The organism is Halomonas fontilapidosi, assembly GCF_014192285.1.
Classification (GTDB): Bacteria; Pseudomonadota; Gammaproteobacteria; order Pseudomonadales; family Halomonadaceae; genus Halomonas; species Halomonas fontilapidosi.
In genome coordinates, this window is the sequence record NZ_JACHXQ010000001.1 from 388,998 (window position 1) to 403,985 (window position 14,988).

11 protein-coding genes are annotated in these 14,988 nt (G+C 63.6%); 1 reads left to right on the plus strand and 10 read right to left on the minus strand.

What is annotated here, in order from left to right; genetic code table 11:
* Positions 1 to 44: 44 nt before the first annotated feature.
* On the minus strand, positions 45 to 2,012 hold the full coding sequence (locus FHR95_RS01830) for a PhnD/SsuA/transferrin family substrate-binding protein (RefSeq protein ID WP_183313130.1): 1,968 nt from the start codon (positions 2,010 to 2,012) through the stop codon (positions 45 to 47).
* Positions 2,009 to 2,971: an ABC transporter substrate-binding protein gene (locus tag FHR95_RS01835; RefSeq protein WP_183313131.1), complete on the minus strand. Its 963-nt coding sequence runs from the start codon at positions 2,969 to 2,971 to the stop codon at positions 2,009 to 2,011. The genes FHR95_RS01830 and FHR95_RS01835 overlap by 4 nt, the downstream gene beginning before the upstream one ends.
* A 321-nt stretch (positions 2,972 to 3,292) precedes the next feature.
* Here FHR95_RS01835 and FHR95_RS01840 point away from each other — a divergent pair, with 321 nt between their 5' ends.
* Positions 3,293 to 4,945, plus strand: coding sequence for a methyl-accepting chemotaxis protein (locus tag FHR95_RS01840; protein ID WP_183313132.1), 1,653 nt, complete (start codon positions 3,293 to 3,295; stop codon positions 4,943 to 4,945).
* A 52-nt stretch (positions 4,946 to 4,997) separates the two neighbouring features.
* On the opposite strand, the gene FHR95_RS01845 is transcribed toward FHR95_RS01840, so the two are convergent.
* The 8 genes from FHR95_RS01845 to FHR95_RS01885 form a co-directional block, all read right to left on the minus strand.
* On the minus strand, positions 4,998 to 5,636 hold the full coding sequence (locus tag FHR95_RS01845; RefSeq protein WP_183313133.1) for a transglycosylase SLT domain-containing protein: 639 nt from the start codon (positions 5,634 to 5,636) through the stop codon (positions 4,998 to 5,000).
* A gap of 180 nt (positions 5,637 to 5,816) precedes the next feature.
* Positions 5,817 to 6,032 (minus strand): hypothetical protein, encoded by a 216-nt coding sequence (locus FHR95_RS01850; protein WP_183313134.1) that lies wholly within the window; start codon positions 6,030 to 6,032, stop codon positions 5,817 to 5,819.
* A 150-nt stretch (positions 6,033 to 6,182) separates the two neighbouring features.
* The gene (locus FHR95_RS01855) at positions 6,183 to 6,404 is read right to left on the minus strand and encodes a hypothetical protein (protein ID WP_183313135.1); all 222 of its coding nucleotides are present in this window, start codon (positions 6,402 to 6,404) and stop codon (positions 6,183 to 6,185) included.
* Positions 6,405 to 6,898: 494 nt separating this feature from the next.
* A complete protein-coding gene (locus tag FHR95_RS01865; protein WP_183313136.1) occupies positions 6,899 to 7,246 on the minus strand; it encodes a hypothetical protein in 348 nt (115 codons plus the stop codon).
* A 111-nt stretch (positions 7,247 to 7,357) separates the two neighbouring features.
* Positions 7,358 to 8,587, minus strand: coding sequence for a FliC/FljB family flagellin (locus tag FHR95_RS01870; protein WP_183313137.1), 1,230 nt, complete (start codon positions 8,585 to 8,587; stop codon positions 7,358 to 7,360).
* Between the two features lie 260 nt (positions 8,588 to 8,847).
* On the minus strand, positions 8,848 to 10,281 hold the full coding sequence (gene fliD, locus FHR95_RS01875; RefSeq protein ID WP_183313138.1) for a flagellar filament capping protein FliD: 1,434 nt from the start codon (positions 10,279 to 10,281) through the stop codon (positions 8,848 to 8,850).
* A 193-nt stretch (positions 10,282 to 10,474) separates the two neighbouring features.
* The gene (locus FHR95_RS01880; RefSeq protein ID WP_183313139.1) at positions 10,475 to 12,355 is read right to left on the minus strand and encodes a methyl-accepting chemotaxis protein; all 1,881 of its coding nucleotides are present in this window, start codon (positions 12,353 to 12,355) and stop codon (positions 10,475 to 10,477) included.
* A 111-nt stretch (positions 12,356 to 12,466) separates the two neighbouring features.
* Complete coding sequence (locus FHR95_RS01885) at positions 12,467 to 14,827, minus strand: bifunctional diguanylate cyclase/phosphodiesterase (RefSeq protein ID WP_183313140.1); 2,361 nt, start codon at positions 14,825 to 14,827, stop codon at positions 12,467 to 12,469.
* Between the last annotated feature and the right edge of the window lie 161 nt (positions 14,828 to 14,988).

Genomic DNA, 14,988 nt, shown 5'->3' on the forward strand with positions numbered 1-14,988 from the left:
GATGAAGGTGGGGAGATGAACAAGAACCGTGGACGCGCCTAGCGTCAGCAGTCGCACGCCGCCTGTTCAGGCAGCGATGCACCACTGTCCTCGAGTTCCGGCTCGAAATAGGCATAGCGATTCTTGCCCAGTTCCTTGGCCCGATACATGGCCTGGTCGGCATGGCGCAGCAGCTGATCGGCATCCAGTTCCTGCCCTGGTGGAGAGAAGGCCACGCCCATGCTGGCGGAGACCTGGAGCTTCACCCCGTTCAGCTCCATGGGCGTGGCCACCACCGATAGAAGACGCTTTAGCACCACGCGACAGGCCTCGGTGGATTCCAGATCCCCCAGCACCGCCACGAATTCGTCGCCCCCCAGGCGCCCCAGCGTATCGCTTTCACGCAGGGCCGCCTGCATGCGCTGCGACAGTTCGACCAGCAGGCGGTCCCCCATGTCGTGGCCATGCACATCGTTGACCGCCTTGAAACCGTCCAGGTCGATGAAGACCAGCGCCAGGCGATGCTGATGCCGTCTGGCCGATGCCATCGCCTGATGGATGCGGTCGGCGAGCAGCACACGGTTGGGCAGACCGGTCAGGGCATCATAGTGGGCGATGTACTCCAGTTCCTGCTGATGCGCCTTGACGCTGGTGATGTCTTCCATCAGGCCCACGTAGCGCTTTACCTGACCGTGGTCGTCGCGCACGGCACTGATGGTGAGCCGCTGCGCATAGTCTCGCCCGCACTTGCGACGGTTCCAGATCTCGCCAAACCAATAGCCGTTTTCCTGCAACGCCTGCCATAGGTCAAAAAAGAAGGCGGGCTCGTGGCGGCCCAAGCCGAGCAGGTTCGCGTTGTGCCCGATGACGTCCTGGCGGTCGTAACCGGTGATCGTGGTAAAGGCCGGGTTCACCGCGATAATCCGCCCGTCCGGTGAGGTGATCATGATGCCCTCGTGGGTGTGGTCGAACACGCTGGCCGCCAGCCGCATCTGCTCACGCTGACGCTTCAGCTTGCGGTTGCGCCGCGAGAGCTGGGCCAGCAGCAGCAGCACGATCAGCAAGGCGCCCAGCAGGGCCAACAGGTAGGGACGTTGCTGTTCCCAGATATCCTGCCAGGTCACGTCCGGCGACTGATCAAAGGGCGGAAGACGCAGTTGGCGCGCCAGCTTCTCGACGGGCAGATAATCCATCGGCGGCGCGAAGCCCGCTATCCCGGCGGCCTGGGCCACCTCGTGGTCGGGCGTCAAGGCAAACAGCGCCGAGGAAATACGCTGAACGATCGCGCGTTCGACCTGGGGCAGTGCCATCAGCGGCCATTCCGGATAGAGCCGCGTGGAGATCACATAAGGGAAGCCCGAGAGCTGCTGGGCATTCACGACCTTGAGCCGGTCCAGATCGATGCGACCCTCGCGAGCGAGGCTCTCCAGCACGCCGGTTCGCACGAAGCCGACATCCACTCGCCCCGCCGCGACGGCGGATACCACGGCGTCGTGACTCCCCAGCTCCAGCGTGTCGATATCTCGCGAAGGCGACAGCCCAGCCTGCTGAAGCTCGTAAGCCTGGGTCTGGTATCCCCCCAGGAAACGCTTGCCGGGGATCCCGACACGCTGCCCCTTGAGATCGCCAAGTTCACTGATGTCGTCACGGTTCGCTCGGGTGATGATCACGCCCCCCAGGGAACTGACTTCCTGGCCATGGGCGAGGCGAATCTGCGTGGCCAGGGCACCGGTGAGGCTGTTGCGACTGCGCACCAGCAGGTAATGGCTGGGATTGGTCATCAGCAGATCGACCCGGCGATGGGAGATCGCACGCTCGATGGCATCCAGCCCCAGTGTCTCCAGCGATACCCGCGTGTCGGGTAGCTGGGCATCAAGATAGTCGGCCAGGGGCTGGTAGCGCGCCTGCATCACCGCCGGGTCGCGGTAGGCAAAGATGCCCAGCACCAGGGAGTCGCCGGCCTGGGCCGGAGGGACGGTCGAGACGCTTACGGCCAACAGCACAGCCAGCCAATGTCGTGCCAATGACCTCATGTCACTTCGCCTCGGGGCAGGTAGCGATCGTCCATCAGCCCCTCCAGGGACGATGGTGCTTCCAGCAGCCCGCTGGCGACCATGACCTCGTTGAGGGTCTCCGCCGCCGCCAGCAGGCGCCCCTCGGCGCCAAAGTAGTGGCGATTGCCCGCGACACCGGGAAGCTCCATGCCGGCGTAGGAGAGGCGAACCTCATCGAAGGTCAGTCCACGCCAGGCAGCGATGCGGCGCATGGCATCCTCACGATTGACCCTCAGGTGGGCCAGACCGCGGAAGTGAGCCGCTACCAAGGCTTCGAGTGTTCGGGTTTGCCAACGCAGGCGATCGCGTCGGACCGCCAGCACATCGAGAATCATGTCGGGAAACTGGCTGCTGTCGAAGAGCGAGTGCGCCCCTTCGCGCCTCAGCTGGCTGGCGATCGGCTCGTAGGTCACGGCGCCGTCGATATCTCCCTGGCGCCAGGCGGCCAGTTGGCGATCCGGTGGCAGATCCACCACCTCGATCTCGCCCGCTTGTAGCCCCGCCGCCGCCAGCAGCTGATGCAGGACGAGGCTGCCCACGGCACTGCGCTCCACGGCCACTCGCCTGCCCGCCAATTCGGCGAGCGACGTAATCCCCGGCCTTGCCAGCACCATGTCGGCACCCACCGAATCATTGAACACCAGGATAACCGTGAGTGGCAGGCCCTCGCCGCGGGCCTTGAGCACTTCGTCCAGGGTCAGCGCCGCCCCATCCAGTTCACCGCGGCGCAATCCGGTCAGCGAGGCGCCGGCGTTGGCGCCACGCTGAAGCGACACGCCGCCTGGCAGCCAGCCGAACTCGCCCGCCAGGAAGAGTGACTCGTACCCCGGCCAGGGATGAAGGCCGAGCGTTAGATCATCACGCAGCGAGCAGGCCGACATCCAGAGCGGTAGGCTGGCCATGCCGGCCAGCCAGCCTAGACACTCTCGACGCTTCATGCTCCCTCCCCTCATCCCGTGCCATGTTCAGTGATGTCATCGCGAACGACCACCCGGCCGCGCCGGTAACCTAACGTAAAAGCATGAAATACTACATTAAAAGACGTGTTAATGCGTCATGCCGGACGGAAAACGCTTGAGGCATTGGTCGAAATGAGGATGAGATTCCAGCGATGCGCGCCACGGCAGTGCGACAAAAGGCGCGGGTCTCGCCGCTCCCCGGATGCTACAGCACGGCAGTTTGGGGACCAGTCAAGTTTCTTTCGCCTGGGCCGATGAACCATAAGACAGCCCCTCCACAACAACAGCGGCGGAACTCCTATGCTCTCACGCCTCAATCGCATCAACGTCAAGTACACCCTAGCCTTCATCGGGGTCGCCCTGGCATTGCTGGTTGTCTTTTCCGCCAGCACCCTGCTTGTGCACTCCATCAAGCAGCGCATGACGGAATTCAGCAGCGCCTTCAACCCCGCCATCTCCGCCGTACTGAACGCGGACCGCGACCTCTACCAGGCGCGCCTGGCCGAGCAGCAAGTGCTGGATGCCGACCCCGGCAGCGAGGTCGCCGAGACGCTGCGGGCGGAGTACCGGGAAAATGCCGACCAGGCCCGGGAGCGGATGCATGCCTTCCTCGACACCCTGAGCGGCTACCCGACCATTACCGATGCGCTGGGCGAGTTCGCGCCACGATTCGATGCGTGGGAGGAAGTCTCCTCGGCGGTCTTCGCACGTCACGCCGCGGGAGACATCGACGCCGCTGCCCAGCAGGCCAATGCCTCTCAGGCCGCCTTCGACGCCCTGCGCGAACTCTACAATATCGCCGGCGAGCGCGCCGACCAGGTCGGCCTGGCCCTCGAGGAGCAGACGCTGGCGAGCGTCGCCGCCCAGCAACGTTGGCTGGCAGCCTTCTCTGCCGTGGTGTTCCTGCTGGTACTAGCGCTGGCCCTGGTGGGCCCGAACCTGATGTCGCGCGCCATTCGCCAGGTGAGCGAGCGCATTCGCGATATCACCCAGGGAGAAGGCGACCTGAGCGCCCGCATCGAGAGCCGGCGTGGCGACGAGATCGGCGTGCTGGCCCGCGAGTTCAACGCCTTCATCTCGCGCATGGACCGCAGCTTCCAGGCCGTTCGCGACAGCGCACAGACCGTGGGCATGGCCTCCACCCAGATCGCCAGCGGCAGCGAGGACCTCGCCTCGCGCACCGAGCAGCAGGCCTCGGCGCTTCAGGAAACCGCGGCCAGCATGGAAGAGATTTCCTCGATCGTGACCCAGAACAGTGATACCGCCCACCACGCCGACAGCGTTTCCAGCGCTGCCGCCGAGAAGGCCGAGAGCGGGATCGCCGAGGTAACGCACCTGGCCGAGATGATGCAGGCCCTCGAGACCAGCTCGCGCCGGGTCGGGGAGATCATCGAGGTGATCGACTCCATCGCCTTCCAGACCAATATCCTGGCCCTGAACGCCTCGGTGGAAGCGGCACGGGCCGGCGAGCACGGCAAGGGCTTCGCCGTGGTGGCAAGCGAGGTGCGCACCCTGGCCAGTCGCAGCGCCCAGTCAGCCCAGCAGATCCGCGGCATGGTCGAGGAAATCCGCTCAGGCATCGCCGGCGGCGTTAGCCAGACCACGCGCAGCAAGGAAAGCATCGAAGCGACAGTCGGCGACATTCGCCGGCTGGCGGGCCTGATGAACGAGATCGCCCTGGCCGTCAAGGAGCAGGACGCCGGCATCCAGCAGGTGGGAACCGCCGTCACGCAGATGGATAGCGCCACCCAGCAGAATGTCAGCCTGGTCGCCGAAACCTCGAGTGCCGCCGCCGAGATGCAAGCCGCGGCGCAGCGGCTGATCGATATGGTCACCGCCTTCAAGCTCAGTGAGGACAGCGCCAGCCAGGTCCATCACCTCGCGCAGGATACGGCGCCGGCTAACGCCAGCCAGGACGAGGCCGCCTGGTTACCGCAGCGGGCCACCGCCTGACGCCTCGCTGTCAGGTTCTACCCCAGGGCCAGTGATCGACGCATCGCGTCGGTCACTCGCTGCGGCAGAAGGGCCAGATCTCGAGCAGGCCGTCGCAGCGAAACTCCGCCTCGCAAGCGGCGAGCTGACGGCGATAGCGCGAATCGGTGGTGGCCACCTGGCGAGCGGCGCGCTTTACGGCAGGCTTGCCGCGCCAGCTGCCGCGCCGATAGCCGCCCTGCCCCTCGTGGTACGCGAGGTACAGGTGCTCGGGATTGTGCAGCGAGACCCCTGTCATGCGTCGGGTGCGGGCGTTGTACCAGCCGATGAAGTCAGTGGCGTGCTTCATGTGGGTGCGCCGTGCAAACAGCCGGCCGGCGTCGTCCTCGTACTCCCCCCACACCGGGTCCTGGGCCTGGGCGTAGCCGTAGGCCGACGACGGCCGCGTCCAGGGAATGAAGCCCAGCAGCCTGGTCCGGGGCGGCTTCACATGGCTGCGAAAGCTGGATTCGCGTTCGATGATGGCCATCTGGGTGGCGATGGGGGTGCCCCACTTTTCCTGGGAGTCACGCGCATAATCGTACCAGTCGGGCTGCTCGCGAAAGATCTCGCAGACGTTCGACTGACGCTCGGGCGGCGCCGGGGCCAGCATGGCGCAGCCGGTGAGCATCACCGACAGACCCAACGCCATCAGGGGCCGGAGGTAGGCCATTCGGCAAACTGCAACTCGCATGATCGTTGAACGCCTCTCACAGGAAATCGAGCCGATGGGAATCGGCACCGGGGCGGCTCGGGGCCCGGCAGCCTCCCCTCGAAGAGTACCGATCACCCCGTCGCTACGCCTCTCATGCAGCGTACCGCGGGTAGCGGGCCTGCTCCACCCGCCGGCACTTCAGAAGTACCATGACACCCCAAGGCTCACCTCGTGGGCATCGTCGTCGCCCTCTACTCCGGCGCGCAGGTCGAGCGCCTTGCCCAGGGCCAAGCGGTGCTGGAGCTGCCAGCGGGTACGGCGGCCAGCCTCGCCCTTAGGCGCATCCACATGCGAGACCTGCACCAGGCTGCGCTGATGGGCACTCCAGCTACTGAGCACGCCGAGCTGCGCCATGGGGACGGCTGAACCAGCAGCTGCTCGTTGCGAGCGCGAAGGTAGGTGACATGGGAAAGCTTGAACCGGGGCTATGTGGGCGGGCAGCAATGACGTTGCCAGCAGCTACGGGAGTGGGGGCAGGCTGCGCCCCACTCAAGCCGACCGATCTCAGCGGAACAGGCCGGTCTTGTGGCTCACATCGGAGTTGGACATGGAGTAGCGATGCACGACATCGTCTTCATCGAAGAGAATCGTCAGATCCTTCTTCTTACCGGAGGCAGAGGAGCCGAACAGGTTGACGACCGGCACGAAATTGATGGCATCAGCTGACACCTCGGAGAGGCTGTACTCCCAGATTTCCATGCCGCCGTCGGTGAAGCTGGTGTCCATCGGCGAGCCGAACCGCTCCCGAACTTCTACCTGGGTGGTAACCCCTTCGGTAATGACCTCGGATACACTGGCCTCATCCTGGCCCTAGAGCGACTGATTGCCACTGGAAGCACATCCAGCAAGAACCAGCAGAGAGCATGCGACGACGATATTCTTCAACATGATAATTTCCTGTTGCGATAGTTATGACAGTGCCCACTTCCATGGGGCAGACAATCTATCGGCCGTCAGCGCCACAGCTTTAGGCCCCAGCATACTCGCCACCTCATAAAGCCAGCTATGACCCCTTAATGTTGTGATGGGGTAGCATCGCCAGCGTATGCGCCCGCTGCTGGTTCACGGCATCATCCAGAATCGCCAGCAGCTTGTGGTAATCCGTCGACATCTTGGTCTCCATGCCGGTGGCCTCGAAGCGATCGAGGGTGTGCTGAGTATCGTCGATGACAGCTTGAAGCTCATCAATGACGAGCTGATGCTCATTCTCGGTCGTCGCGTCAACTTACGTGCAGTTCATAGGCGCGACGATACAAATTCCTTGCGCTCTCAATGGCCACGGCTTCTGACTGATCCAGCGCCAGTATCGGCGTCGTGAATCGCCTGTGCCCCTCCGCTGCTGCCTTGAGCTGGTCGTGATAGCGCGTAAGAAGGTGATCCATATTCAGCTTGATCATCGTCATCTCCAGCTCGAATTCCTGCTGGAGAATGATCAGCCTGCGACGCTGCTCATAATCTTCGGACTGCTCAATACGCGCTTTGAGCGTATTATCGACCAGATGACGCGTGGCCTTGAGCTTGGGCAGCACGTCGCGAATTAACTCTCTCGCGTCAATCTGTTCCTTCATATACCACCATATGCACTAATGATGATAAAAACCGGCCCCACGATGGGAGCCGGTTTTATGCGAACCAAGGGGAAGAGCGCCTTCCCCAAGGGTTGACGCAAGGACTTCAGATTAACCCAGCAGAGACAGGACGTTCTGCGGGATCTGGTTGGCCTGAGCGAGGACGGAAGTACCGGCCTGCTGCAGGATCTGAGACTTGGTCATGTTCGCCACTTCCACTGCATAGTCGGCATCTTCGATGCGCGAACGAGCGGCAGACAGGTTAGTCTCGTTGGTCTGCAGGTTGGTGATGGCAGATTCGAAACGGTTCTGAATGGCACCAAGATCGGAGCGCAGGCTATCAACATCACTCAGAGCAGAGTCCAGCTTTTCAAGCGGATCAGCAGTCGCTGCACCAGTGAAATCCGTTGCGGTTGCAATGGCAGCTGTATCATCAAACGGAGCAGTTACGGTAACCAAATCACCATCCGCATTCTCAGTGTAACCAGTCACAGTACCTGCATCATTGTAAGCAACTTTAACAGCAAAGTCTGTACCACCGGCAGTACCACCAAGGTCCCCACCAGTAACGACATTTACTGCACCAGAGCTCGGATCCATAGCAGCATAATTCTCACCTTTGTACTCGACTACGTAGTCGGCTGTTGAAGCGCCGGCTTGAGTAAGAACGTTCCTATAAGTCAGGTCTTCAGCACTAACTTCTTCACCAAGCTGAGTCGAAAGAGTAGTAGCAGCTGTACTAAGGTCGACTTCAGTGGTAGCGGCAGCACCATCGCTGAGCTGAGTAATAGCCTCACTTGTCTTAAGAGAAGCCTTTTCAACTGAGAAACCAGACAGACCAAGGGTGTCGCGATTGATTTCTTTTAGAGCAACAGTGATTTGCTCATCATCATTGGCCCCTACCTGAATCTCGAGACCAGTATCCTTAGAAAGGACTTTAGTTCCATTGAAATCAGTCTGCTCGGCAATCCGGTCAATCTCATCCAAGCGCTGATTGATTTCATCTTGAATGGAGGTTAGGTCGTCAGAAGAATTGGTGCCATTCTGAGCCTGAACGCTCAGCTCACGAACACGCTGCAGGTTATCGTTTACTTGATTCAGTGCACCTTCTGCAGTCTGGGCGACGGAGATGCCGTCGTTGGCGTTACGCTGCGCCTGAGACAGACCTGTGATCTGGCTGCTCATGCGGTTGGCGATGGCCTGACCGGCCGCATCATCCTTAGCGCTGTTGATGCGCAGGCCGGAGGAGAGACGCTCCATGCTGGTCTGCAGGCTGTTCTGGGACTTGGACAGGTTCTGCTGCCCGATCATGGAGGTAATGTTGGTATTGATCACTGACATGGTGTGATTCCTTCCAAGCTGTTGGGGCTCCAGTGGCGGGCCCGCTGCGATGGGTGTTCAAGGCCCAGCGGGCCTGCCACAACGGCGCCGTTGGCCGTTACTCTCTATAACGGCGCCTGAAGGATGAACTTTAGGGAAAGTCACCACTTTCTTGCCGCTGTAGCGCGGCGCTCTTGACACGACACAATGCAAAGCAGCGGCCAGACGACATCGCCCCGGCCGAATGGCCGGGGCGATGTCAGGGAGGGGTGGGGCGAGACTTAGTCGCGCCCGAGCTGGGCGTTCAGCGAGTCGAACTGCTGTATCAGGTAGGTGCTGGTCTGGTTCATGCTGGCGATCATGCTGTCCAGCTGGGCGAACTGCGAACGGTAACGCTCGACGGTGCGCTCCACGCTCGCCTCCATGCGGGTATAGCGCTCACCCAGGCTCTCGACGCGGTTCTCGGCCCCCTCGATGGCGTTGCTGAGGGTGCCATTGTCGTCGAGCATGCGCTCCAGGGTGGCGTTGAAGGTGCCGGCCATGCCGGTCTCCTCGCTGTCGCCGGCGAAGAATGCTGCAACCTCGCCAGGTGACTCGGCGATGGCGGCATCCAGCGCCGCCTCGTCAACCTCCAGGCGCCCTTCCTTGTCGAGGGAGATCCCCAGGTCGGAGAGCAGCGAGAACTCGCCACCCGGCACGGCGCTGGTAAGGTCGCGCACCATGCGCGACTCCAGGGTACGCACGGTGCGATCGCCGATCAGCTCACCGGAAGAAGAACCGTCGTTGCCCGGCTTCGTCATGCGACCGATGGTGGACTGAAGCTCGTTGTAGGCAGAGACCCACTTGTTAACCGCCTCCTTCACCGAGCCGTCATCTCGGCTGACGGTGACGCCAAGAGTGCTGCCCTCGGCCTCAGGGCTCAGCGTCAGGCTCACCCCTTGGATGGCCTCCTCCATGGTGTTGGTGGGGCTGGTAATGGTGATGCCGTTGATATCCAGCTCGGCGTCGTTGCCGGGGCGCAGGGTAGCGGTATCCTCAGCGAGCGGAACCGGGTTCGCAGAAGCCGTGTCTTTGTTCCCGAACTCGAACCCCACCAACGAGGCCTCGGCACCCGTCTCGCGGGAACTCAACGCCAGGCGATAGCCGGAGCCATCGTTGATAATGGAAGCATCGACGCCGGCTGCCTCGTTGGCGTTGATGGCATCGCGCACCGCTTCCAGGCTGCTGCCGGCAGCGAACTCCATGGTCACGCTGGTGCCGGTAGGGCTGGCAGCGGGGTCGAAGCTGCCGTCGGTGTCAGAGTAAGCGGCGCCGAAGTCCAGGGTAAGGGTGGTGTCCTCGGTGAACAGCGCTTCATCCGGCGAGTAAGTCGCGTCGGTGGCCTGGGTCGCCAGAGTGCCGGCGGTGGCGAGACGATTGACCGTGACGTCATAACGACCGGGGCTTGCGGCTTCGCTGGCAGAGGCGCTGAGCCCCTCGCCCTGCACGCTGGCCGAGAGCTTCTGGAACAGCGCCGAGTCATTCAACCCCACGGCGGCGCTCTGCAGCTTGTTGACGCCGGTCTGCAGCCTGCCATAAGCGGAGATCCTGGCCTCCTGCTGCACCTTCTGCTGGGTAATCGGCTGCAGCTTCTGACGCTCGGCCGAGCGCAGCTGGTCCAGCAAGCCATTGAGATCCAGGCCGGAACCGATGCCGAGAGATGAAATGCTAGCCATGCGATGCCCCTTGTCGAGCGCCTAAGCGAATGATGCGTGATTTAGCCACTATCGGCCGTTTGCGTCGCAACTTTAACAACGCGCGATAAAAAACGCCGGAGGCGTCCCTCACCCCCGGCGCGCACTACCACGCCGTTACACTCCACTGCGCTAAATCTTGCGCTCGATAGCCAGCGGAGGCGCGAAGTCTGGCTTAGGCGGGCTGGGGCTCATCGGCCCAGCTTACGGCGCGATGGCGTGGTGCCTCGGCTTCGCCAGGCTTATCGCCCTCCCCGCTGACCGTAAAGCTGCCCACGGCCTCGGCGAGACGGTTGGCCTGCGCCTTGAGCTGCTCGGCGGCGACGGTGGACTCCTCCACCAGGGCGGCGTTCTGCTGGGTCACGCGGTCGAGATCGGCCACCGCCAGGTTGACCTGGCCGATGCCGTCGCTCTGCTCGTGCGTGGCGGCGCTGATTTCGCCGAGCACCTCGGCCACACGGTTCACGCGCTCCACCAGCGTCTGCAGGGTGTCGCCCGCCTGGCGCACCAGGACAGTGCCACCCTTCACCTTAACCTCGGAGCGGTCAATCAACTCGCGGATCTCGCGGGAGGCATCGGCGGAGCGTGTGGCCAGCTGGCGAACCTCGCCGGCCACCACCGCGAAGCCGCGGCCTGCCTCGCCGGCGCGCGCGGCTTCCACCGAGGCGTTGAGCGCCAGCAGGTTGGTCTGGAAGGCGATGCCATCCATCACCTTAACGATGGCAGCGATCTGGCCGGAGGCGTCGCGAATCTCCTCCATGGTGCTCACCACCTGCTGCATCTCCTCACCACTCTTGGCGGCCACCTCGGTGGCGGATTGGGAGAGGCCGTTGGCTTCCCGGGCGGAGTCGGCGGTGTGGCCGACGGTGCTGCTGATCTGCTCGATGGAGGCGGAGGACTCCTGCAGGCTGGCGGCGGCGCTCTCGGTGCGTCGCGAGAGGTCCTGGTTGCCGTGACTGATTTCACCGGCGGCCAGGCGTACCTGCTGGCTGCTGTCGCGGATGGTGCGCATCACGCCTTCCATGCGCGCGACAAACCGATTGAAGGCGGCGGCGATCTGCGCCACTTCATCACGCCCGTCTTCCGGCAGGCGGCGAGTAAGATCGGCATGACCGCTGGCGATATCGGCCATGGCGTCCCGCGCGGCGAGCAACCGCCGAAAGGCCAGCCGGAGCAGCACGCCCAGCAACAGGGTGGTGCCCAGCGCTACGACCAGCAGCGTCACCAGCGAGGCGTTCAGCACGCCGCGCAGCCCGGCGGTGGCGTCACCTTCGTCCAGGGCGATCACCAGCTGCCAGTCGGTGCCTGGAATGCCCTTGGCGAGCAGTCGCACCGCTTGCTCGCCGACGGCCAAGGCCTGGGGAGCATCGGCTTCCACCAGCTGCGCCAGGCGCTGCGCATTCAGCTCGGGCGACAGTGCGTCGACGTTCTTCAGGCTGAGCGCGGGGTCGGGATGGGCGATCAGTGTGCCGTCGGCCGCCGCCAGAAAGGCAAAGCTCGAGGGCGTGGGCGCAATGCCGCGCACGATATCCACGATGGTGCCGATGGCCACATCGCCGCCCACCACGCCGAGCAGCCGGCCGTCACGTTCGACCGGGGTGGCCAGGGTCACCACCAGCGCGTCGGTGGCCACGTCGACATAGGGCTGGGTGACAATCGGCTCACCGGCCTCGACGGCCTGCCGGTACCAGGACCGCTCGCGCGGGTCGAAATCGGCCGGCGCCTCGAAGCCGTTGGAGAACACGGTGTCGCCGTCGGCGGCACTGGCCAGATAGGCCATCTGGAAGTTGCCGGAGGCCGCCAACTGGGTCAGCGCGGGAAGCGGCGTCTCGCCCGGCAAGGGGGCCGGCACGGCGTCGAGCATGGCGGCGCGAGCATCGAGCCATTCGTCGATGGCCTTGGCATTGCCACTGGCCACGGCGGCCAGGTTGCTGGCGATCTGGGCGTCGTTATGGGACTTCACGGTGAGGTAACTGGCGGCGGTATTGAGCACCAGCGCAAGGATAATGACCGCCACGGTGGCGATAAGCAGACGGCGTCGCAGGGAGGTGAGCATGGGCGCACTCGTGAGTGGAGTGTGGAAATTCGGCCGGCGCGCGGGTGCCACGCGACTTGGCCCAGGCCATCACCTATCGGCGACCTGCCACACAACTTTAACGCCCACCTGCTAGCAGCGGGAGCGACTCGGCGTTTCGCCGGTGACCGCCTCCACGGCGCTTGCCACCAGGCCCTGCCACTCGCGGCGCTTCGGCCACTGCGCCAGCCAGCCCTGAAGCGCGTCTGCGGGCATGGGGCGGGCAATACCAAACCCCTGCGCCAGGTGACAGCCCAGCCGCAACAGCTCCGTGGCATGGTCGATGCTTTCCACGCCTTCGGCGAGCAGCGCCCGGTTGAAGCGCTTGGCCATGTAGATAATGCTCTCGACGATGGCTCGGTCGCTGGTGTCCTCAAGCATGTCGCGCACAAAGCTCTTGTCGACCTTGATGAGATCCACCGGCAGCTGGCGAAGGTAGGTGAGCGAGGAGAAGCCGGTGCCGAAGTCATCGATGGCCACTTCCACGCCCATGGCCTGGCAGTGGGATATCACCTTGAGGGCGGCGGCAATGTCCTGCATGGCAGCCGTTTCCACCACCTCGAGCTTGAGCCGCGAGGGTGACACTGCGGGCATGGTAGCGAGCAGCCCCGAGAGCTGAGTGACGAAGTCGGGCGCAAGCAGATGCGCGGGACTGATATTGACGCTCACCGGCAGCTCGTTGCCCTCCCCCTGCCAGCACGCCAGCTGTTCGAGCACCGCCTTGAGCACCCATTCCCCGAGCAGGATCTCCAGCCAGGTACCTTCGGTGAGGGGGAGAAACTCGCCCGGGCCCAACAACCCTTCCTCGGGATGTTGCCAGCGTACCAGGGCCTCGAACCCCACCACCTTGGCGGTGGCCATATCGACCTGGGGCTGGTAATGCAGGCAGAGCTCATCGCACAGGATCGCCTGCTCGATGCGGCGGCGCTGCGCCTGACAGCGCTGCACCTGCTTATCCTGCCTGGGGTTGAAGTGTGCCAGGGTGTTGCGCCCGTTCTGCTTGGCACGGTACATCGCCTGCTGGGCATGGCGCAGCAGCACATCGGCTTCGACGTCATCCATCGGGAAGCTCGCCACACCGAGGCTGGCGGTGATCGTGACCGAGCGCCCGGCCAGGTGGAAAGGCTGGCGAATCGTCTCGAGCAGCGCCTGAAAGGTCGTATCGTCGGTGACGTTGTGTCGGATCACCACGAGCTCGTCGCCGCCCATGCGCACGATAAGGTCGTCGCGGCCGAGCGAGCGATTGATGCGCTGGATGAGCGCCAGCACCAGGCGGTCGGCCAGGGCATTGCCCAACTGCTCATTGACGTTCTTGAAGTGGTCAACGTCCAGCGAACACACCGCGAGCGTGCCGTTATGGTGGCTGGCCAGGGCGAGGGCCTCTTCGAGCCGGGAGGCCAGCTGCATGCGTCGCGATGCGCCGCGATACTCGTCGATAAAGCGAGGCCGCGAAGGCGACTCGGCCTCCTGCGCCGAGGTCGGCGTTTCCGCCACGCCGTACTCGGGGTCGACCTCGACCCGATTGCGCCCACCCCGCTTGGCGCGATAGAGCGCGCCATCGGCACGCTGAATCATGTCCCGTGCGCTATCCCCGCCCTGGAAAGCGGTCAGGCCGAAGCTGATGGTCACCCCCGGCCCGGGCATGGCGGCCCCGGCGACATCGGCACGCAGCCGCTCCGCCAGCTGGCAGGCGCCCTGCAGCGGCGTATCGGGCAGCAGCAAGGTGAACTCCTCGCCGCCCCAGCGCGCCAGCAGGTCGCGCTTGCGAAGCCGTTGCTGGATTAACTGCGTGAGCGCATGCAGGGTCGCATCCCCGATATCGTGACCGTGGTTGTCGTTGACCGCCTTGAAGTGGTCGATGTCCAGGAACATTAGCGACAGCTCGCCGCCAGTGTCACCGGCGACTCTGACCGACTTGATCAGGGCGCGATCGAAGGTGCGACGGTTGGCGGCACCGGTCAGATGATCGCGACTGGCCTCCTGCGCCAGGGTGTGTTCGACGCGCTTGCGCTCGGCGATGTCGTGGAACACCGAGACGTAATGGCGCACCCGGTCGTCATCGTCTTTTACCGCGGTGATCGACTGCCATACCGGATAGATCTCACCCTGCTTGTTACGATTCCAGATCTCCCCCTGCCAGTGGCCCTGGCGTAGCAACGTACCCCATAGGCGTTGATAGAAGCGCGGACCGTGCCGACCCGACTTGAACATTCTCGGTGTGTGGCCCAGCACGTCATCAGGGGTGAACCCGGTGATGCGCGTAAACGCCTTGTTGACCCGTCGAATGCGCATCCGCTCATCGGTGATGATGGTCGCCTGACCGGTTTCGAAGGCGGCGGCCATCAGGCGCAGCTGATCGCTCTGGCTTATCGGCTGGCTAAGGTCATCCGAGGCATCGGCGTGCCATGTCGTGCCCGATGACGCGCCCTGATGATCCGCTTGGTCCTTTCCCATCGCCTGATTCCTTCTGACAACTGGTTGCCCGCTTGGCAGCCGCTTTCACCACGCCGCGCCCTCCACGTCAGATGACGGCATCACCGTCGGGGCGACAAAGCATATGTATAGATATACTAATACAATGGCACATTGACGCATTGCATCAATGCAGTGGCACT

Bases quoted from the DNA above. Each gene is read 5' to 3' on its own strand.
- FHR95_RS01830 (WP_183313130.1), bottom strand. From the start codon at position 2,012: ATGAGGTCATTGGCACGACATTGGCTGGCTGTGCTGTTGGCCGTAAGC.
- FHR95_RS01835 (WP_183313131.1), bottom strand. From the start codon at position 2,971: ATGAAGCGTCGAGAGTGTCTAGGCTGGCTGGCCGGCATGGCCAGCCTA.
- FHR95_RS01840 (WP_183313132.1), top strand. From the start codon at position 3,293: ATGCTCTCACGCCTCAATCGCATCAACGTCAAGTACACCCTAGCCTTC.
- FHR95_RS01845 (WP_183313133.1), bottom strand. From the start codon at position 5,636: ATGGCCTACCTCCGGCCCCTGATGGCGTTGGGTCTGTCGGTGATGCTC.
- FHR95_RS01850 (WP_183313134.1), bottom strand. From the start codon at position 6,032: ATGGCGCAGCTCGGCGTGCTCAGTAGCTGGAGTGCCCATCAGCGCAGC.
- FHR95_RS01855 (WP_183313135.1), bottom strand. From the start codon at position 6,404: ATGGACACCAGCTTCACCGACGGCGGCATGGAAATCTGGGAGTACAGC.
- FHR95_RS01865 (WP_183313136.1), bottom strand. From the start codon at position 7,246: ATGAAGGAACAGATTGACGCGAGAGAGTTAATTCGCGACGTGCTGCCC.
- FHR95_RS01870 (WP_183313137.1), bottom strand. From the start codon at position 8,587: ATGTCAGTGATCAATACCAACATTACCTCCATGATCGGGCAGCAGAAC.
- fliD (WP_183313138.1), bottom strand. From the start codon at position 10,281: ATGGCTAGCATTTCATCTCTCGGCATCGGTTCCGGCCTGGATCTCAAT.
- FHR95_RS01880 (WP_183313139.1), bottom strand. From the start codon at position 12,355: ATGCTCACCTCCCTGCGACGCCGTCTGCTTATCGCCACCGTGGCGGTC.
- FHR95_RS01885 (WP_183313140.1), bottom strand. From the start codon at position 14,827: ATGGGAAAGGACCAAGCGGATCATCAGGGCGCGTCATCGGGCACGACA.